The sequence below is a fragment of the Streptomyces afghaniensis genome, assembly GCF_044327915.1.
GTDB classification, from domain to species: domain Bacteria; phylum Actinomycetota; class Actinomycetes; order Streptomycetales; family Streptomycetaceae; genus Streptomyces; species Streptomyces afghaniensis.
Map to the genome: position 1 here is coordinate 1 of NZ_JBIRGJ010000008.1, position 18,762 is coordinate 18,762.

Annotated in this window: 14 protein-coding genes; 2 read left to right on the forward strand and 12 right to left on the reverse strand. The window is 72.1% G+C overall.

Annotated elements, in window-relative coordinates; translation table 11 throughout:
• Positions 1-404: 404 nt before the first annotated feature.
• Positions 405-1,412 (reverse strand): stage II sporulation protein M, encoded by a 1,008-nt coding sequence (locus ACH4G3_RS28815; protein ID WP_397627249.1) that lies wholly within the window; start codon positions 1,410-1,412, stop codon positions 405-407.
• Positions 1,413-1,540: 128 nt separating this feature from the next.
• Between ACH4G3_RS28815 and ACH4G3_RS28820 the strand changes: the two genes are divergently transcribed.
• On the forward strand, positions 1,541-2,524 hold the full coding sequence (locus tag ACH4G3_RS28820) for an RDD family protein (protein WP_397627250.1): 984 nt from the start codon (positions 1,541-1,543) through the stop codon (positions 2,522-2,524).
• 45 nt (positions 2,525-2,569) lie between these two features.
• Here the strand turns inward: ACH4G3_RS28820 and ACH4G3_RS28825 are convergent, their stop codons facing one another.
• The 9 genes from ACH4G3_RS28825 to ACH4G3_RS28865 form a co-directional block, all read right to left on the reverse strand.
• Positions 2,570-3,184 (reverse strand): hypothetical protein, encoded by a 615-nt coding sequence (locus tag ACH4G3_RS28825; RefSeq protein WP_397627251.1) that lies wholly within the window; start codon positions 3,182-3,184, stop codon positions 2,570-2,572.
• Between the two features lie 132 nt (positions 3,185-3,316).
• Positions 3,317-4,774, reverse strand: coding sequence for an adenosylhomocysteinase (gene ahcY / locus ACH4G3_RS28830; protein WP_397627252.1), 1,458 nt, complete (start codon positions 4,772-4,774; stop codon positions 3,317-3,319).
• A gap of 346 nt (positions 4,775-5,120) precedes the next feature.
• Positions 5,121-6,101, reverse strand: coding sequence for a cation diffusion facilitator family transporter (locus ACH4G3_RS28835; protein WP_397627253.1), 981 nt, complete (start codon positions 6,099-6,101; stop codon positions 5,121-5,123).
• Between the two features lie 154 nt (positions 6,102-6,255).
• Positions 6,256-7,407, reverse strand: a complete 1,152-nt coding sequence (gene manA, locus ACH4G3_RS28840; protein ID WP_397627254.1) for a mannose-6-phosphate isomerase, class I — start codon at positions 7,405-7,407, stop codon at positions 6,256-6,258.
• 55 nt (positions 7,408-7,462) lie between these two features.
• Positions 7,463-8,590, reverse strand: coding sequence for an SIS domain-containing protein (locus ACH4G3_RS28845; protein WP_397627255.1), 1,128 nt, complete (start codon positions 8,588-8,590; stop codon positions 7,463-7,465).
• Between the two features lie 128 nt (positions 8,591-8,718).
• A complete protein-coding gene (locus ACH4G3_RS28850; protein WP_020269428.1) occupies positions 8,719-8,889 on the reverse strand; it encodes a Trm112 family protein in 171 nt (56 codons plus the stop codon).
• 114 nt (positions 8,890-9,003) lie between these two features.
• Complete coding sequence (locus tag ACH4G3_RS28855; RefSeq protein WP_397627256.1) at positions 9,004-10,368, reverse strand: phosphomannomutase/phosphoglucomutase; 1,365 nt, start codon at positions 10,366-10,368, stop codon at positions 9,004-9,006.
• Positions 10,369-10,471: 103 nt separating this feature from the next.
• Complete coding sequence (locus ACH4G3_RS28860; RefSeq protein ID WP_397627762.1) at positions 10,472-12,088, reverse strand: L-lactate permease; 1,617 nt, start codon at positions 12,086-12,088, stop codon at positions 10,472-10,474.
• Between the two features lie 119 nt (positions 12,089-12,207).
• Positions 12,208-12,630, reverse strand: coding sequence for a DUF3499 domain-containing protein (locus ACH4G3_RS28865; RefSeq protein WP_010034669.1), 423 nt, complete (start codon positions 12,628-12,630; stop codon positions 12,208-12,210).
• Positions 12,631-12,924: 294 nt separating this feature from the next.
• Between ACH4G3_RS28865 and ACH4G3_RS28870 the strand changes: the two genes are divergently transcribed.
• On the forward strand, positions 12,925-13,380 hold the full coding sequence (locus ACH4G3_RS28870; protein ID WP_078885356.1) for a metallopeptidase family protein: 456 nt from the start codon (positions 12,925-12,927) through the stop codon (positions 13,378-13,380).
• Between the two features lie 88 nt (positions 13,381-13,468).
• Here the strand turns inward: ACH4G3_RS28870 and ACH4G3_RS28875 are convergent, their stop codons facing one another.
• Together ACH4G3_RS28875 and ACH4G3_RS28880 are read right to left on the reverse strand one after the other, a co-directional pair.
• Positions 13,469-14,995: a DUF5719 family protein gene (locus ACH4G3_RS28875; RefSeq protein WP_397627257.1), complete on the reverse strand. Its 1,527-nt coding sequence runs from the start codon at positions 14,993-14,995 to the stop codon at positions 13,469-13,471.
• Positions 14,992-18,663 (reverse strand): glycosyltransferase family 2 protein, encoded by a 3,672-nt coding sequence (locus ACH4G3_RS28880; protein ID WP_397627258.1) that lies wholly within the window; start codon positions 18,661-18,663, stop codon positions 14,992-14,994. Before ACH4G3_RS28880 ends, ACH4G3_RS28875 begins: the two co-directional genes overlap by 4 nt.
• Positions 18,664-18,762 lie beyond the last annotated feature (99 nt).

Sequence of the window (18,762 nt, forward strand, 5' to 3'; positions counted from 1 at the left end):
GAACGGTCGCTTCCTTTGTACTCACCCTCTCGGGCTTTCCTCCGGGCGCTTCCCTTCGGTCTTGCGTTTCCGACTCTATCAGATCTTTTTCTCGACCCGATTTCCTCGGTGCTTTCCAGGTTCCCGCTTCCGCGTTTCCCTTTCCGGCGGTTCCGACTTTATCAGAAGTTTCGGACCGGACTGACCGGCCGCTCGTTTCCGATTTATCGGGAGGGGCTTCGATGAAATCAGCGTTTCATGAAGCAGACAGATGCTCACTGTCGCCGATCTGGGGTTGAACCCCATGTCCAGGCAACTGTTCGAATCTACCTCCCCGCAAGGGCCGTGTCAACGGCTCCCGTGGGGCGAAGAGGAGACTAGCAGTTGAACGGGCGTGGTCGCACATCAGGCGGTCGCAGGGCCGTTCAGGCAGCCGTCGGGACGGTGGCGCTGCGTTCCGCTGCCTCGACGTCACCGGTGTCACCGGCGCGGGCGGCGCGGCCGCCCAGGACGTAGACGTAGGCGAAGAAGGCCAGTTCGGCGACGACTCCGATGGTGATGCGGGCCCAGGTGGGGAGGCCGGACGGGGTGACGAAGCCTTCGATGGCGCCGGAGACGAAGAGGACCAGCGCCAGGCCGATGGCCATGCCGATGGCGGCGCGGCCCTCTTCCGCGAGAGCTGTGCGTCGTGTGCGGGGGCCTGGGTCGATGAGGGTCCAGCCGAGGCGCAGACCGGTGCCGGCGGCCACGAAAACGGCGGTCAGTTCGAGCAGGCCGTGCGGGAGGACGAGGCCGAGGAACGTGTCGAGGCGGCCGGCCGAGGACATCAGGCCGAAGCCGATGCCCAGGTTGAGCATGTTCTGCAAGAGGATCCAGATGACCGGGAGCCCCAGGAAAACGCCCAGGATCAGGCACAGGGCTGCGGCCCAGGCGTTGTTCGTCCAGACCTGGGCGGCGAAGCTGGCGGCCGGGTGGCTGGAGTAGTACGTCTCGTACTGGCCGCCGGGGCGGGTGAGCTCGCGCAGTTCGCTGGGGGCCGCGATGGAGGCCTGTACCTCGGGGTGGGTGCCGATCCACCAGCCCAGGAGGGCCGCGACTGCCGTGGACAGCAGCGCGGTGGGTACCCACCAGTGGCGTGACTTGTAGACGGCGGCCGGGAAGCCGTGGGCGAGGAAGCGGGTGACGTCGCGCCAGGTGGCGCGTCGGGTGCCTGTCACGGCACTACGCGCGCGTGCCACGAGTTGACTGAGCCTGCCGGTCAGCTGGGGGTCGGGAGCACTGGACTGGATCAGGGAGAGGTGCGTGGCGGCGCGTTGGTAGAGGGTGACGAGTTCGTCGGCTTCGGCACCGCTGAGGCGGCGCTGGCGGCGGAGCAGGGCTTCGAGGCGGTCCCACTCCGCTCGGTGGGCGGAGACGAAGACGTCGAGGTCCATCGGTCTGCCTGCTCCTCGGCTGTTCGTCGGCGGCTCGTCGTGGATCAGCTTGTCGTACTGCGGCGCGATGCGCCCTCAGCTTGGCAGACTGGCCCTGTCGGGGGCAGGGCAGGGGAAGGACGGCGGGCGTGAGTGAGCTGGTGACGGGCGAGGCGGTGGCGTTGGAGCTGCGCCCCGCGAGGTTGCCCAGCAGGGCGCTGGCCGTATTGCTGGATCTTGTGGCGGCCGTGGCCGTCTACGTCGCGGTGACCATCGCGGTCGTGGTCTCCACTGCCTCGCTGGACGATGCTGCGCAGACCGCGCTGTCGATCGCGACGTTCGTTCTCGTACTGGTGGGCGGGCCGATCGCGGTGGAGACGCTCAGCCACGGGCGCTCGCTCGGGAAGATGGCGTGCGGGCTGCGTGTGGTGCGGGACGACGGTGGGCCGATCCGGTTCCGGCATGCCCTGGTGAGGGGCTTGATCGGGGTGATCGAGATCCTCATGACCTTCGGTGTCGTCGCCTGTATCGCCTCGTTCGTGTCTGCGCGTGGGCGGCGACTGGGGGATGTGTTCGCGGGGACCCTCGTCGTTCGGGAGCGGATTCCGGTCGCGCGGACCGGGTTCGTGCCGCCTCCCCCGCCCTGGCTGGCTGGGCGGTTCTCGGAGCTCGACCTGTCCGCGGTGCCCGACGGGCTGTGGCTCGCCGTGCGGCAGTACCTGACGCGGATGCAGCAGTTGGACCCGCAGGTGGGGTGGTCCATGGCTGAGCGGCTGGCGTCGGATCTCGCGGAACGTACGGGGGCTCCGGTGCCGCAGGGTGTCCCGCCGGCGGCGTATCTGGCGGCGGTCGTGCAGGAACGGCAGGCGCGGGAGGCTCGGCGGGCTTTCGGGAGCGGGTCGTCCTCGTCGTCCGGTCCGGTTGCTGGTGCCGATGCGGCGCCGGCTGCTGGGACCGCTTCGGCTGCGGGCGCGGCGTCCGATGCGTACGGACGACCGCCGACTGTGCCGCCCAGTGACCCGTCTCAGCCGTCCGGCGCAGCTGTCGAGTCGTCGGGTGGGGCTCGGCCCGCGGCGCCGCATGAGGTGCCCGCGGGCGAGCGTCCTGGGACCGGGTTCGTGCCGCCGGCGTAGGCCGGCGTAGGGGAGAACGGGCTGCCCGTTCAGCGGGTACCGGCCTCAGGTGAACACCGACGGCGGTGATTCGAGGTCTTCGAGCTCGATGCCGGGGGCCGCGAGCACCACGTCACCGGCGATGTGCACGGAGTGCTGTTCTCCCGTGTCCAGGGCTGTGACCTGGTATTCGTCCACGGTCAGGGGGCCGTTGTCAGTGGCGTGTGCTTCTCTTTTCAGCAAGGTCCACGACTGGTCCACGGTGCGCGGGGCGAGGACCGGATCCGTGAAGGCGACGAGGCGTACGCGGGTGCCTGCTGTGGAGGGGGTGAGGCGCAGGAGACGGGTGGTGGCGATGAGGAACGCCGGGGAGGTGCCGGTGAAGGCGTGGGCGCGCACATTGCCTTCGGTGGCGTCGGTTCCGGTGGGGTCGGTGCGGACCCAGGTGACGCCGTCGAGGGCGGCGCCGCGGACCTGCCAGGCGGCGGCGTGCAGTTCCAGGCGGATGGGGCGGCCGAGTTCGTCGAGGGTGAGGTCGACGGAGCCGTGGTGATCGCCCGAGGGGGTGGTCAGCTGGGATACGTAGCGCCAGCCGGAGGGGCCGGGGGCGCACTGGAAGTGTTCTTCCGCGAGGGGGGTGTGATCGTGCGGATCGTGGAGCGAATAGCGGCCGCGGGGCATGGGGGTCCTGGGTCTTGACGGGCTGGCCAGGTCGCTGGTCCGGCAAACGGGGCAGGCCCCCGGCACGGGGGTGCGGGGGCCTGCCTCGGAGATCTGACCGGCAGCGAACTGACCGGCAGCGGTGCTGCTGGCTCAGTAGCGGTAGTGGTCCGGCTTGTACGGGCCCTCGACCTGCACGCCGATGTACTCGGCCTGCTCGGGGCGGAGCGTGGTCAGCTTCACGCCGAGCGCGTCCAGGTGGAGCCGGGCGACCTTCTCGTCGAGGTGCTTGGGCAGCACGTAGACGCCGGTCGGGTACTCGTCGGGCTTGGTGAACAGCTCGATCTGGGCCAGGGTCTGGTCCGCGAAGGAGTTGGACATCACGAACGACGGGTGACCGGTGGCGTTGCCCAGGTTCAGCAGGCGGCCCTCGGACAGAACGATGATCACCTTGCCGTCGGGGAAGGTCCAGGTGTGGACCTGCGGCTTGATCTCGTCCTTGACGATGCCGGGGATCTTCGCGAGGCCGGCCATGTCGATCTCGTTGTCGAAGTGACCGATGTTGCCCACGATCGCCTGGTGCTTCATCTTGGCCATGTCCGAGGCCATGATGATGTTCTTGTTGCCGGTCGTGGTGATGAAGATGTCGGCCTTGTCGACGACCTCGTCCAGGGTCGTGACCTGGTAGCCGTCCATCGCCGCCTGGAGGGCGCAGATCGGGTCGATCTCGGTGACGATCACGCGGGCGCCCTGTCCGCGCAGGGACTCCGCGCAGCCCTTGCCCACGTCGCCGTAGCCGCAGATGACCGCGGTCTTGCCGCCGATCAGGGTGTCGGTGGCACGGTTGATGCCGTCGACGAGCGAGTGGCGGCAGCCGTACTTGTTGTCGAACTTCGACTTGGTGACGGCGTCGTTGACGTTGATCGCCGGGAACAGCAGGACGCCGTCACGCTGCATCTCGTACAGGCGGTGGACACCGGTCGTGGTCTCCTCGGTCACACCGCGGATCTCGGAGGCCAGCTGGGTCCACTTCTGCGAGCCGTCCGTGATGGTGCGGTGCAGGAGTTCGAGGATGACGCGGTGCTCGTCGGACTCGGCGGTGTCGACGGACGGGACCTTGCCGTCCTTCTCGTACTCGACGCCCTTGTGGACGAGGAGGGTGGCGTCACCGCCGTCGTCGAGGATCATGTTCGGGCCGCCGGTGGGGCTGTCCGGCCAGGTCAGCGCCTGCTCCGTGCACCACCAGTACTCCTCCAGGGTCTCGCCCTTCCAGGCGAAGACCGGGACGCCCTGCGGGTTGTCGGGCGTGCCGTTCGGGCCCACGGCGATGGCCGCGGCAGCGTGGTCCTGGGTGGAGAAGATGTTGCAGGACGCCCAGCGGACCCGCGCGCCGAGGGCGACCAGGGTCTCGATGAGCACTGCGGTCTGAACGGTCATGTGCAGGGAGCCGGTGACGCGGGCGCCGGCCAGGGGCTGCGCTTCGGCGTACTCCTTGCGGATCGCCATCAGGCCGGGCATCTCGTGCTCGGCGAGGGTGATCTCCTTGCGGCCGAACTCGGCCAGGGAGAGGTCGGCGACCTTGAAGTCCTGTCGGTTTTCGACAGTCGTCATTGCGAGCTGCTCCTCGGGGTTGGGTCGAGGTGGGTACGGCTGGTCTGCGCGGCGGCGGACACAGGGGTGCCCGAAAGAGGACACAGGCATGCCCGCGTGTGCGCAGCGCAGTCCGTCGGAGGCCCTCTCTCCCTCGGCCGGTCCGCGGTGGGACCGCCCGACCGCCATCAGCAGCGACGTCTGGCTCCGTCCCAAGCTACACCGGGGGCGCCTGCGATCCCCAGTCCGCAGGCAAACACATCAAGCCGATCCCGTGACGGGCGGGGGGGTGCGGGGGTGGGAAGGCGACGGGGCCCGCCGAGTGGTTCGGCGGGCCCCGTTGCCGGAGGAGTCGTGGGAGGGGGTGTCAGTGGTCGGCGGGGTGCGGGGTCGGGCCGCCGGGGCTTGCCTCGGCGTCAGGGCCCTTGGCGGCTTCGGCCTCGCTGTAGATGTCCGGCTCGAGGTAGATCACGCGGGCGATCGGGACGGCTTCGCGGATGCGGGACTCGGCGGCGTCGATGGCGGCGGCGATCTCGGTGGCCGTCTCCTCGTGGCGGACGGCGATCTTGGCGGCGACGAGGAGTTCCTCGGGGCCGAGGTGGAGCGTGCGCATGTGGATGATGCGGGTGACCGTGTCGCCGTCGACGACGGCGGCCTCGATCTTCTGCGTCTCCTCGACGCCGGCGGACTCGCCGAGCAGCAGCGACTTGGTCTCGGCGGCGAGGACCAGGGCGATCAGGATGAGCAGGACGCCGATGCAGAGGGTGCCGATGCCGTCCCAGACGGCGTCGCCGGTGAGCAGGGCGAGGCCGACGCCGCCGAGGGCGAGGATGAGGCCGACGAGGGCGCCGAGGTCCTCCAGGAGGACGACCGGGAGCTCGGGGGCCTTGGCGTGGCGGACGAACTCCTTCCAGGAGCGCTTGCCGCGCAGGAGGTTGGACTCCTTGATGGCCGTGCGGAAGGAGAAGGTCTCGGCGATGATCGCGAAGACCAGGACGCCGACCGGCCAGTACCAGTGCGTCAGCTCGTGCGGGTGCTTGATCTTCTCGTAGCCCTCGTAGAGGGCGAACATGCCGCCGACCGAGAAGAGGACGATGGACACGAGGAAGGCGTAGATGTAGCGCTCGCGGCCGTAGCCGAAGGGGTGTTGCGGGGTGGCCTCGCGCTTGGCCTTCTTGCCGCCGACCAGGAGCAGTGCCTGGTTGCCGGAGTCGGCGAGCGAGTGGACGGACTCGGCGAGCATCGACGACGAGTTACTGAAGATGAACGCCACGAACTTCGCTACCGCGATCGCGAGGTTGGCGGCCAGTGCCGCCACGATCGCCTTGGTGCCGCCTGACGCGCTCATGTGTTCGCGTTGTCCCTTCGTACGCCGTTCCAGGGCCCGGACGCTCGCCTTGCTGCGCCGCCCGCGACTTTGCCCGTGCTTGACGGTGGGCCATTGTTGCAGCCCGCTCGGGCCGCGGTGCTTCAGGTCACCAGCAAGGGGGTCGTCGAAACGGTCAGGCGATGACGGTGGCCCGGAAGAGCGTGCCCTTTCCGGACACTTCGGCCGTTTCACCGGCCGGGACGAAGACGGATCGGCCCGGGGTCAGGTCGTGCTCGCCCACCCTGACGGTGCCGGCGGTGCAGAGGAGGATCTGCGGGGTGGCGCGGGTGAGGTCATGGGCGCTGCCGGCCTCGGGGAGGACGTAGCGGGAGAGGCGGAACTCGTCGATGGGGGTCTCGTAGAGTTCCTCGCCGTCCGGGGATGCCTCGGGGCGCAGGACGCCGGGGTCGCTGGGCCGGAAGCGGACGATGCGCAGGAGCTCGGGGACGTCGACGTGCTTGGGGGTCAGGCCGCAGCGCAGGACGTTGTCGGAGTTGGCCATGATCTCGACGCCGAGGCCGTTCAGGTAGGCGTGCGGGACGCCGGCGCCGAGGTAGAGGGCCTCGCCGGGCTGGAGCCGGACGTGGTTCAGCAGCATCGCGGCGATGACGCCGGGGTCGCCCGGGTAGTGGTGGGCGATGTCGGCGTAGGGGGCGTAGGCGCCGCCGAGGCGGGTGCACGCGGTGGCGGCCTCCGCGACCGTGCGGGACATCTCCTCGGGGTCGGCGGTGAGGATCGCCGTGAGGACCTCGCGCAGGGCGGCGTCCTCGGGGTGGGCGTGCAGCAGGTCGACGTACGGCTTGAGGGAGTCGATGCCGAGGTCGTCGAGCAGGCCGGCGGCGGCGAGCGGGTCGCGGAAGCCGCACAGGCCGTCGAACTCGGTGAGGGCGCAGATCAGTTCGGGCTTGTGGTTGGCGTCCTTGTAGTTGCGGTGCGGGGCGTCCACGGGGATGCCGCGGCGCTCCTCGTCCGCGTAGCCCTCCTTGGCCTGTTCCAGATCGGGGTGGACCTGGAGGGAGAGCGGGGCGCCGGCGGCGAGGATCTTGAGGAGGAAGGGCAGGCGGGGGCCGAACCTGGCGACCGCGGCCGGTCCGAGTTCCTTCTCCGGGTCGGCGTCGATGACCTCGACGAGCGTGCCCCGGCCGGTGCGTGAGGGGGCGCCCGGGTGGGCGCCCATCCACATCTCCGCCTGCGGCTCGCCGGTGGGTTCGGTGCCGAGCAGGTGCGGGATGGCGGTGGGCGAACCCCAGGCGTAGGGGCGGATGGTGTTGTCGAGGCGGTCCATGGGGGTCTCTCTGCGTGTTCGGGCGTGCGGGCGCGTCAGGGTGTCCCGGGCAAGATCAGGCCCTCGAAGCGAGCGCCAGGTAAACCGCGGCGAAATCCGTGATGGCGATCAGTTCCGCGAGGGTCTCCAGTTCGCCGCCCTCCTCCGGTTCCAGTTCGCTGATCGGTGTGTCGTGGCTGAGGGCCAGGTCGCGGGCGCCGGGGGCGGCGGTGAGGCCGCCGATGGGGCGGTCGCGGAGGAGCACCACGCGCGCGTGCAGGGCGGGTGGTTCCTCGACGCGGTCGCGGAAGAAGTCGTCGGGGTCGGCGCTGGCGGCCAGGGGGCCGGCGAGCAGGGCGCTGTGTGCGGCGAGCGCCTCGGGGAGTTCGGCGACGACCGCGGGGGTGCCGGACAGTTCGGCGAGCGCGGCGGCGAAACGGCGGCCCGCCGGTCCGGCCGAGGTGCCCTCGGTCCAGACGATCGGGAGGGCGTCCGCCAGTTCGGCGGCGAGGGTCTTGGCGGGGTTGCTGTAGGTGGCGATGGCGGGGCCGCAGCGTTCGGCGACGCGGTCGAGGCGGTCGGCGACCTTGCCGAGGGCGTCCGGCGGGGCGACGAGCACTCCCGTACGGTCCAGCAGCGCGAGCAGTGGGGTGAGCAGTGCCCACAGGACGCCGGGTGCGGAGGCGGCGAGGGGCTCCTCCTGGTCGTACGGGGCGGTCGCCATGGGGACGAACAGGCCGTGCGAGCCGTTCACCGCGTCGGCGAGCGGGGAGCGGCTGGGGGCCACGGCGACGACGTTGCAGCCGCGGCGGTAGGCCTGCTCGGCGAGGAGGGACAGGCCCGGTTCGCTGCCGTCCGGGGTGGTGATCAGGAGGAGGTCGACGGAGCCGACCCAGCCGGGCAGTTCCCAGCGCAGGGCGCCCGCGGCGGGGGCGACGCCGCTGGGGGCCAGCCGCGTGACCGGGCTGCCGGCGCCGGCGAGGGTGCCGATGAGGTCCGCGGCGTGCGTGGCGGCGGCGCCCGGGCCGGCGATGAGGACGGCGCGGGGGCGGCCGTCGGGCTTGAGGTCGTTGATACCGGCCTCGGCGGAGTGGCGGGCGGCCGTGCGGACGCGGGCGCCGGCTTCTGCGGCGCCGCGGAGCAGCCCGCGGTGGTCGGCCTGGGAGAGGCCCTCCGGGGAGTCGAGCAGCGATTCGTCGAGCATGGGCGGCAGCCTCCGATGGCCGGGGTCCGTTCCGAGCCCCGTTTTTGGGGTGTCCTACGTCGGTTCCCGTCGTGCCGGGGGGCTATGTGCACCGGGGGTTCACGCGGGTGTGTCTGCCCGGGCGGGGCCTACGCGGGGCGGCGGGCCTCGTCGACCAGGAGGACGGGGATGCCGTCGCGGACGGGGTAGGCCAGGCCGCAGCTCTGGTCGGTGCAGAGCAGTTCAGTGTCCTGCTCCTTGAGGGGGGCGTGGCAGGCCGGGCAGGCGAGGATTTCGAGGAGGCCGGCTTCGAGGGCCATGCGGGGTCCCTTCGGGGATGGGGCGGGGTGGGGCGTTGGTGTTCGGGGTGATGCGGATGTGCCTGGTCAGGGTACCGCCGGTGGGGGTGGGGCGGGGGTGGTAGCACCGGCCCCTTATCCCCTGATGATCGCCAGTGCCTCGTCCCTCACCCTGGCCATCGTCTCCTGGTCCCTCGCCTCCGCGTTCAGGCGGAGCAGTGGCTCGGTGTTGGAGGGGCGGACGTTGAACCACCAGTCGGTGGCGGAGACGGTCAGGCCGTCGAGGTCGTCGAGGGTGACGCCCTCGCGGTTCTCGTACGCGGAGCGGATCGCGGCGAGGCGGGCCGCCTGGTCGGTGACCGTGGAGTTGATCTCGCCGGAGCCGGCGTAGCGGTCGTACTCGGCGACGAGGGCGGAGAGCGGGCCCGACTGGCCGCCGAGGGCGGCCAGGACGTGCAGGGCGGCCAGCATGCCCGTGTCGGCGTTCCAGAAGTCGCGGAAGTAGTAGTGCGCGGAGTGTTCGCCGCCGAAGATCGCGCCCGAACGCGCCATTTCCGCCTTGATGAAGGAGTGGCCGACGCGGGTGCGGACCGGGGTGCCGCCGTTCTCCGCGACCACCTCGGGGACCGACCAGGACGTGATCAGGTTGTGGATGATCGTGCCCTTGCCGCCGTGCCTGGCCAGTTCGCGGGAGGCCACCAGGGCCGTGATCGCCGACGGGGAGACCGGCTCGCCGCGCTCGTCGACGACGAAACAGCGGTCGGCGTCCCCGTCGAAGGCGAGGCCGAGGTCGGCGCCCTCTTCGCGGACCCGTTTCTGGAGGTCGACGAGGTTGGCCGGGTCGAGGGGGTTGGCCTCGTGGTTGGGGAAGGTGCCGTCGAGCTCGAAGTACATCGGGACCAGCGTCAGGGGCAGGCCGGCGAAAACCTCGGGGACCGTGTGGCCGCCCATGCCGTTGCCCGCGTCGACGACGACCTTCAGGGGGCGGATGGAGGTCAGGTCGACCAGGGAGCGCAGGTGCGCCGCGTAGTCCGACAACGTGTCGCGGCCGGTGATGGTTCCCGGCGTCGCGGCGGGCTCGGGGGCGCCCGACTCGCTCCAGCGCTCCACCAGTTCGCGGATCTCGGCGAGGCCGGTGTCCTGGCCGACCGGGGCGGCGCCCATGCGGCACATCTTGATGCCGTTGTACTGGGCCGGGTTGTGGGAGGCGGTGAACATGGCGCCCGGCAGGTTCAGCGCGCCCGAGGCGTAGTACAGCTGGTCCGTCGAGCACAGGCCGATCTCGGTCACGTCGGCGCCCAGGGCCGCCGCCCCGCGCGCGAAGGCCCGCGACAGGCCCGGTGAGGAGGGCCGCATGTCGTGCCCGGTCGCGATGGCGCTCGCGCCGGTGACCTGCACGAAGGCCGCTCCGAAGAGCTCGGCCAGGGACTCGTCCCACTGGTCGGGGACGACCCCGCGTACGTCGTACGCCTTCACGACCTGCGACAGATCAGCAGCCACGGCCAACCTTCCTGAAAAAGTGCTGTCGGTCCGCACAAACTACCCCCGGCCGCTGACAGCGCGCTGGGCGGACGCCAAGAGGACTCCCAGCCGTAACCTCAGGTCAGGGCAGCATCCAGCCCAGCACGGGCGTGCTCTGGCCGACCACGATCAGGCACATCACCAGCAGCAGGCCCAGGCTCCACGGCAGTACCTTGCGCAGCAAGTCGCCCTCACGGCCCGCGAGTCCTACGGCCGCGCAGGCGATGGTGAGGTTCTGCGGGGAGATCATCTTGCCGAGGACGCCGCCGGAGCTGTTGGCGGCGGCCAGGAGGTCGGGCGACAGTCCGGACTCCCGGGCGGCGGTCACCTGGAGGGCGCCGAAGAGGGCGTTGGCCGAGGTGTCCGAGCCGGACACGGCGACTCCGAACCAGCCGAGGACGGGCGAGAGGAAGGCGAGCCCGGCTCCGGCCGCCGCCACGAAGTGGCCGATGGTCGCCGCCTGGCCGGAGAGGTTCATGACGTACGCGAGCGCCAGTACGGACGTCACCGTCAGGATCGCGAAGCGCAGCTCGTGGACGGTCGCGAGCCATTCCCGCACCGCCACGCGCGCGTGGACGCCGATGACGGCGGCCGTGCAGATCCCGGCGAGCAGGACGAGCGTGCCGCCGGTCGACACGATCGGCCAGGTGAAGACGTTGCCGCCGACCGGTTCGCCGTCGGAGCCGAGCACGTTCAGCAAGGGCCAGTCGTAGGTCTGTGTGGCCTGGTCCAGCCGGTCCTTGACGGCCGGGACCTGGGCGACGGAGAAGATCAGGACGATCAGTGCGTAGGGGGCGTAGGCGCGCAGGACCTCGCGGGGCGGGTCCTCTTCGTCCAGTTCCTCGCTGCGCACGCCGGTCAGTACGGAGGCGCGGACGGACTCGGCGGCGGGCACGCGCGCGTGCGGCACGGCGACCAGGGCGCCCGCGCCCGCCAGGGCGGCGCCGATGTCGGCCAGTTGGGCGGAGACGTAGTTGGAGGCGGCGAACTGGGCTACGGCGAAGGCGACTCCGCAGGCGAGGGCGGGCACCCAGGTCTCGCGCAGCCCGCGCCGGCCGTCCACGAGCCAGACCAGTACGAGGGGCACCACGAGGGCCAGCAGCGGCGTCTGACGGCCCACCAGGGACGCCACGGAGTCCAGCGGCAGCCCGGTGACCTGGGCGAGCGTGACGACCGGTGTCCCCATCGCGCCGAAGGCCACGGGCGCGGTGTTGGCGACCAGGGCGACGACGGCGGCGCGCACCGGTTCGAACCCGAGGGCGACCAGCATGACCGCGCTGATCGCGACGGGCGCGCCGAAGCCGGCGAGCGCTTCCAGCAGCGCCCCGAAGCAGAAGGCGATGACGAGCGCCTGGATGCGGGGGTCGTCGGAGAGCCGGCCGAAGGAGCGGCGCAGGATGTCGAAGTGCCGGGTGCGGACGGTCATCCGGTACACCCACAGGGCGTTGACGACGATCCACAGGATGGGGAAGAGGCCGAAGGCGGCACCCTGGGCGGCGCTGGAGAGTGTCTGCCCCAGGGGCATGCCATAGGCGAGCCGGGCGACGAGAACGGCGGCGAGGAGGCCGGTCAGGCCCGCCAGGTGCGCCTTCATGCGGGCGCCGCCGAGCAGGACCAGGACGATCACGAGGGGCAGGGCCGCCACCAGGGCGGACAGGCCCAGTGAGCCGGCGACGGGTTCCAGTTCCTGGACGTACACGGGCGCCTCCCCGGTTTCCGTCATGCGAAAGCGATTTCTCGCGGCCTCAAAACGGAATGGTCATGTCCGCGCCAAGCCCGCGTCAATGGGTCTGCGCGGGGAGGAACCGTGGGGTGCGGTCAGTTGTCGGGCGACCGGAGGACGCGCAGGTGGCCCCGCCGGGCGACCTCCATCGGGTCGGCCGCGCGCCCGCCGCCACCGGCTCCGGCCGCCCGCTCCTGGGGGCGGGCCGCCTCGCGCACGGCGTTCGCAAGCGCTTCCAGGTCGTCGCCGCTGGGGCGCGCCGGGGCCGAGCCGTCGAGGAGCCGGACGACCTCCCAGCCGCGCGGGGCGGTGAGGCGCTCGGAGTGCTCGGCGCACAGGTCGTAGCAGTGGGGTTCGGCGTAGGTGGCGAGCGGGCCGAGGACCGCGGTCGAGTCGGCGTAGACGTACGTCAGCGTCGCGACGGCGGGACGGCCGCAGGCGGTGCGCGAACAGCGACGTACAGGGCTCACGACGTTGGACGGTACCGCACTCTTGAGCGGGCCGCGACGACTCTCCACCAGGTCACTCCCCCGTGTCGTGCTGTGAAACGCCCCACACCCCCCTTTGGGCGCAAGCTGCTGACCTGCCCGGACAGCGTCGTCCGAGGTGTCGAACAGCGCTCCAAGCGGTCAAGAGTCGCCATAAAACCCTCAATTGCCGTGAGGTCGCCGGTCTCGGCGAGATACGGAATCGAGCCCAACCTTGGCTGGAATGGTCATGTAACGACATGCCGTACCGGTCGGCCGGAAGCCGTCCGTACCGCCGTGCGGTGCCGGGCACGGGGACGCGGCGGGGACTACCCTTCAGCAGTGATGGACAAGCCCGTAACGCCCCGAGCCGCCGCCCCCGGGCCCCGCCGCCGTGATCGCCACGGCCGGGGCATGCGCGGCCCCATCGCACCGCCGCAGGTGCCCCTCGCCGCCAGCCGCGCGGAGGCGTTCGCCGATCTGGTGCAGGACTCCGTGGAACGCCTGGAGCGGCGCTGGCCGCAGCTCGCCGACATCGATTTCCTGGTGCTGGAGGTGCCGCGGCTCGACGGGCCCGGCCAGGCCTGGAACGACGAGGCGGTCCCGCTGGGCGGCACGATCAGCGCCCGCGAGGGCCGCCCCGCGCGCGTGGTGGTCTACCGGCGGCCGGTCGAGATCCGCACCAAGGGCCGCGACGAGCGGGCGGCGCTGGTGCACGAGGTCGTCGTCGAGCAGGTCGCCGAGCTGCTGGGGCTGACACCGGAGACGGTGGATCCGCGGTACGGCGAGGACCAGGGCTGAGACGGCCGTCAGCGGTCGGAGCTGCTTCCGCAGCGCCGACCGCAGTGGTCAGGGCTGCTTCCGCAACATCGACCGCAGTGGTCAGGGCCTACTTCTGCAGCACCGACAGGTCCTCGTCCGCCTCCGGCACGGCCACCGTCCCCCGGTCGTCGGGGAGTGTCTGCACGGTGAAGCCGGGGACGCCGCCCTCCGTCGCCGCCAGGGTGCGGGCGCCGTAGACCGGGCCGCCGGACTTCGGCTCGACCGTGAGCGCGTACGTGCCCTTCAGGCCGCTGGGGACCGGGGGCTCGATGTCCTGGGTGGTGCCGGCCTTGATCGTGTACGTCTTCGACACCGGCGTGCCGCCCTCGCTGCCCGCCGAGGCGGTGACCTGGACCGTGGCCGTGCGGCCGGGGGCCGTCAGGGAGAGCGTGCTGCCCTTGGCGCTGTTGTCCGCGGACGTCGCGCGCGTGCCGACGGGGCGGGTGGCCGGGATGAAGGCCGTCTCCTGCTTGTCGCCCTTGCCGCGCACGACCCGCAGGGCCGCCACGAGGGGCACGGACTGGTCCGTCGGCGTCAGCACCAGGGAGCCCGCCTCGCCGCGCGTCACGTCGCCCAGGTCGACGGCCGTGGTCATGCCGCCCTTGACGTGCACCGTCTCGTGTCCGGCCGGGGTGATCAGCCCGGAGGGGGAGGCGAGGCGCACCTTGAGGTCCGCGTCGGCGTCGCCCGGGGTGAAGGCGACCAGGCGCACGGAGGTGGCGTCCTTGGGGATGCCGGGCAGGACCAGGCTGCCCGACGGGTCCGTGGACGCGGCCAGCCAGTCGCCGCCGAGCTTGTCGTCCAGGGCCTGCACGGCGGCGCCGACCCGCCCGCTGCGGACGTTGACGTGCACGGTGAGGTTGGCCTGCTGCTCGTCGGTGAGGGTGGACAGCAGGACCGGGTCGCTGGAGTGCGGCTGGACCGTGATGCCCTCCCCCACCGTGGACTTGAGGGTGCCGTCCTTGCCGTAGAGCTCGATGTCGACGACGGCGGCCGAGTCGTCGGGGTTCGTCAGATGGACGTAGTCGGTGCGGTCGGCCGCGGTGCTGGCGCCGGGGAACCAGAAACTCGTGTCCGGGGCCGTGCAGTTGACGCCCTGAAGGCCCCGTCCGGTCCCCACGGCGACCTCCGTCGTCTCCTGGACCGTCCAGCCGGGCGCGAACCTGCCGTCCGCCGTCCCGACCAGCGCGGGCGATTCGGCGCCCGAGCTGTCCCCGGTGACCGGCTTGCCGGGCTCCTTGGGGGTCAGCACGGGCTTCTCGGTCTTCCGCTCGCCGGACTTCCCGCCGTCCTTGCCCTTGTCGCCACCCGCGTTCGAGTCGTCTTTCGACTCCTGGGCGGCCGCCTGGAGTTCGGCCTTGCCGCCGCTCCCGGTGCCCTTCGTGACGGGCGTGAAGGAGGTGTACGACGTCTCCGCGATGTCGGAGAGGCTGGGCGCGGGGCACAGCAGGCTCGTGCGCTCCACGGGCAGTTGGGCCGCCGCCTTGGCGGTGGTGCCGGCGCCCGGGGTGTCCGGGGCGGACAGCACGGCGAAGCCGGTGACGGCGGCGAGCGCGGTCGCGCCGGCGATCAGGGACAGGGTGGTGCGGTTCACTGCTGGCTCCCGTCGGGACGCTCACTGCCCGTGCCGTGGGGGTGGTGGTGCTGCGCCGGGTCGTACGACGCGCCGTAGCCCTGGGGATAGGCCTGGTCGTAGCCCGTATGGTCGTAGCCCTGTGGGTCGTACGACGGGTTCTGGGGCTGACCGCCGTACGCGTACGGGTCGTACTGGCCGCCCTGGTAGGGATCCGCCGGGTACTGCTGTCCGTAGGCGTCGGCCGGGTACTGGGCGCCCTGGTACTGGTCGCCGTAGTTCGCGTACTCGCCGCTCTGGTGGGCGGCGGGGTCCCACTGGCCATGGTGCTGCTGCGGCACGGGGGCCGGCGGCTGCTCGGGCTGCGGGGGCGGGAACTCCTCGGGCTGCGCCGCCCCTTCGGCCTCGGCCTCCGCCTGGGCGCGCAGGCGGCGGGCCCGTCGGCCCTCGCCCGCGACCGCCTGGGCCGGGACGGCCGGCTCCTCGGGCAGGTCGTCGTCGATGTCGCGGCGCCGGCCGGGCAGGGCGAGCACGACGAGGACGACGGCGAGGAGGCCCTGCGCCCACAGCCACGCGGTGTGGCCGACGGGGTTGTCGTAGGTGACGTCCAGCTTGCCGCCGGTGGCGGGGAGTTCGAAGCCCTGGGCCCAGCCGTCGACCGTGGTGGGGGTCAGTGGCTTGCCGTCGAGCGTGGCGGTCCAGCCGTCGGAGGCGGTGTCGGCCAGGCGCAGCACGCGCCCGTCGGAGCCGGTCGGGATCGTGGTGTGGATGTCGACGGGCCCGGCTGCGACGGTCTGCGGAGTGCCAGAGCCGGAGGCGGGGACGATGGTGGCGCGCGCGACCTCCTGGTCGATCTGCCACAGCGCGCCGCCGTTCTGCTGGCTGAGCCGGGTCAGGCCGGGCGTGGCATCCAGGACGCGGGTGACATCGCGGGGAGCGCCCTGGTGGACGAGGACGTAGCGCACGGCGAAGGCGCCGAGCTGGTCGGACTGGTCGGCGCCGGAGCCGGCGACGAGGTTGGCGACGACCTTGTCGAGCCTGCTGTTCTCGCCGTCGGCCGCGGCGATCTCGCCGTCGCCGAGGCGGGCGCCGGAGCCGCGGACCAGCATGTATCCGACGTGGGAGGCGGAGTCGCTGTCGAGGACGAGGGTGCGGGCCTGGTCGCTGCTGCCGCTCTCCTCGGCGACGAACGCGGGGACCTGTGTCGGGTCGCGCCGCTCCACAGGGCCGTCCGCGCCGCGGATCATCCAGCCCGCGGCGATGAGCAGCGGGCCCGCGGCCGAGGCGAAGGCGATCAGCACGGCGACCGGCTGACGCCAGCCGAAACTCTGCTCGGCCACGCGCGAGCGGGCCCCGTCGGCGCCGAGCGCGGCGGCGGCCAGGAGGGCGATGCCGTAGACGAGGGTCGCGGGGCCCGACCAGGTGGAGCTGTTGGACAGGACCGCGAAGACGAAGCCGGTCAGGGCGGCCGTCCAGGCCGTCCAGATGCCCAGCCGGCGTTCGGAACGGAGCAGGGCGGCGAGCGCTGCCAGCACGATGCCGATCAGCATGAGGCCGCTGACCGTTCCGGGGCCGCCCGGGCTGGCGCCGAGCAGGTCGAGGGGGGAGGCGGCCGACGGGCCGTACTCCAGACCGGCCTCCTGGAAGAAGCCGAACGGCAGCAGCGACAGCGACCAGGGCGCTAGGACCAGCAGGGGCGTGCCGAGCTGGGCGAGGAACCGCAGCCCGTACGCCGTGACGTCGGTCCGGCGCAGGACCAGCAGCCCGGCGCCGAGGAGCAGCGCGATGGGCCACACGATCGGGGTGAACGCGGTGGTGATGGTCAGCAGCAGGGCGTACGCCCAGGTGGCGCGCCAACTGCCACGCGCTCCGGAGGGGTTCGCCAGGCCGCTGGCGGCGATGCCCGCGCGGGCGATGAGCGGCAGCAGCACGGCCAGGACGGCCGTGCCGATCCGGCCTCCGGCGAGGGCGCCGGTGGCGGCGGGCAGGAAGGCGTAGACGACGGCCGCCCACGCGCGCAGCAGCCGGGACTCGACCAGCGGGCGGGAGGCGAAGTAGGCGGTGACACCGGCCAGCGGCACCGAGCAGACGAGCAGCAGCGTGACCGCGAGGCCGGTCGAGCCGAACAGCAGGGACGCCAGCATCGCCACGAGCGCGAGGTACGGCGGCGCGGAGGAGGTGCCGCCGGCGGCGACCGGGTGCCAGGCGTCCAGGTAGCGCGCCCACAGGTCGGAGGAGTCGGCCGGGGCCGGCAGCAGGGCACCGCCCGCTAGTGCGCCGCCGCCGAGGAGTTCGCGGCAGGCGACCAGGGAGACGAGCAGCAGCACGAGGAAGAGCACCGGTCCGGGCTTGCGCGCGATGCGCTTGAGCCGGGCGAACTGCTCGATCTCCAGGAAGTCGGCGTCGTCGCCGCCGGGGCCCGACTCGACGGCACCGCCGTGCCGTCCGGCGCCGGAGGCGACCTCGGGGTCGGAGCTGCCCACGAGGTTGCCCGCGAGTTGCTCGACGGTCATGCGGACGGTCGCGCCGGGCGGCGGGAACAGTGGCCGCAGCTCGTCCTTGTCGATCCGGGGGGCGCCTCTGCCGCGCCGCCCGGCGAGGATCCGCTCGGGCCTGAGCAGCGTGCCCATGAGACCGCGGATCTCGTCGACGGCCTGGCCGGGGACCTTGCCGACGAGGTAGGCGACGGTCCGCAGCAGCGTACCGAGCACGATCCGCAGCAGTACCCAGGGCAGCACGGCCGTACGCGCGTTGACGAGGAGGGTGTAGACGGCGCCGGCCTTGTCGACCTTGTGCGGGGAGGCGGCCGTTCGGCCCACGCAGTCGACCGTGCGGCGCTCGCGGGAGGCCGCCTCGGCGTGCCGGACGACCGCCTCGGGGGCGACCAGGACGCGGTAACCCGCCGCGTGCGCGCGCCAGCACAGGTCGACGTCGTCGCGCATGAGGGGCAGGTGCCGGTCGAAGCCGCCGAGCTGTTCGAAGACGTCGCGGCGGATCAGCATGCCGGCCGTGGACACCGACAGCACGGGCCGGACGTGGTCGTGCTGTCCCTGGTCCTGCTCGCGGCGGTCCAGGCCGGTCCAGCGGCGGCCGGAGTTGGCGATGCTGACGCCGACCTCCAGCAGCTGCCGCCGGTCGTACCAGCCGCGGAGCTTGGGGCCGACGACGGCCACGTCCTCGCGGCCCAGCTCGTATTCGTTGTCCACGACGCGCAGCAGCTGGGCCAGGGCGTCGGGCTCCGGGGCGCAGTCGTCGTGCAGCAGCCACAGCCACTGGACCGGCTCTCCGTGCGGGAGCTCGGGCAGGTCGTAGGCGTCGTCGCGCCAGGAGCGGGTGACCGGGTCCCAGCCGCTGGGCCGCTTCAGGTACGGGAGGTGCTCGGGAGTGAGGACCGGAGCCGTGCGGCCGCACTCCTCGACGGCCTGGCCGAAGCCGGTGCGGCGGGCGAGGTGCAGCACGCGGTCGGCGCCGAGGGCGTCGGTGACCAGCTGGGCGGAGTCGTCCGCGCTGCCGGTGTCGGCGCCCATCGCGTACTGGACGGGTCGCTCCTGGCCGAGCAGCCCGGCGAGCGCGTCCGGCAGCCAGCGGGCGCCGTCGTGGGAGACGAGGACCGCGGTCACCACATGACGCGGGAACTCAGGTGTGGCAGCGCTGTCGTGATGAGCTGCCGGGTGGCTGTGCACGGACATCGAGGTACGGGCCCCGGTTCGGTGGACTGCGGTGGACGCCTGCGACCGGTGGGGGCAGCGGGGCGTCTCGGACGAGCGACCACACTATCGGCTGCGCAA

Bases quoted from the DNA above. Each gene is read 5' to 3' on its own strand.
- ACH4G3_RS28815 (WP_397627249.1), bottom strand. From the start codon at position 1,412: ATGGACCTCGACGTCTTCGTCTCCGCCCACCGAGCGGAGTGGGACCGC.
- ACH4G3_RS28825 (WP_397627251.1), bottom strand. From the start codon at position 3,184: ATGCCCCGCGGCCGCTATTCGCTCCACGATCCGCACGATCACACCCCC.
- ahcY (WP_397627252.1), bottom strand. From the start codon at position 4,774: ATGACGACTGTCGAAAACCGACAGGACTTCAAGGTCGCCGACCTCTCC.
- ACH4G3_RS28835 (WP_397627253.1), bottom strand. From the start codon at position 6,101: ATGAGCGCGTCAGGCGGCACCAAGGCGATCGTGGCGGCACTGGCCGCC.
- manA (WP_397627254.1), bottom strand. From the start codon at position 7,407: ATGGACCGCCTCGACAACACCATCCGCCCCTACGCCTGGGGTTCGCCC.
- ACH4G3_RS28845 (WP_397627255.1), bottom strand. From the start codon at position 8,590: ATGCTCGACGAATCGCTGCTCGACTCCCCGGAGGGCCTCTCCCAGGCC.
- ACH4G3_RS28850 (WP_020269428.1), bottom strand. From the start codon at position 8,889: ATGGCCCTCGAAGCCGGCCTCCTCGAAATCCTCGCCTGCCCGGCCTGC.
- ACH4G3_RS28870 (WP_078885356.1), top strand. From the start codon at position 12,925: ATGGACAAGCCCGTAACGCCCCGAGCCGCCGCCCCCGGGCCCCGCCGC.
- ACH4G3_RS28880 (WP_397627258.1), bottom strand. From the start codon at position 18,663: ATGTCCGTGCACAGCCACCCGGCAGCTCATCACGACAGCGCTGCCACA.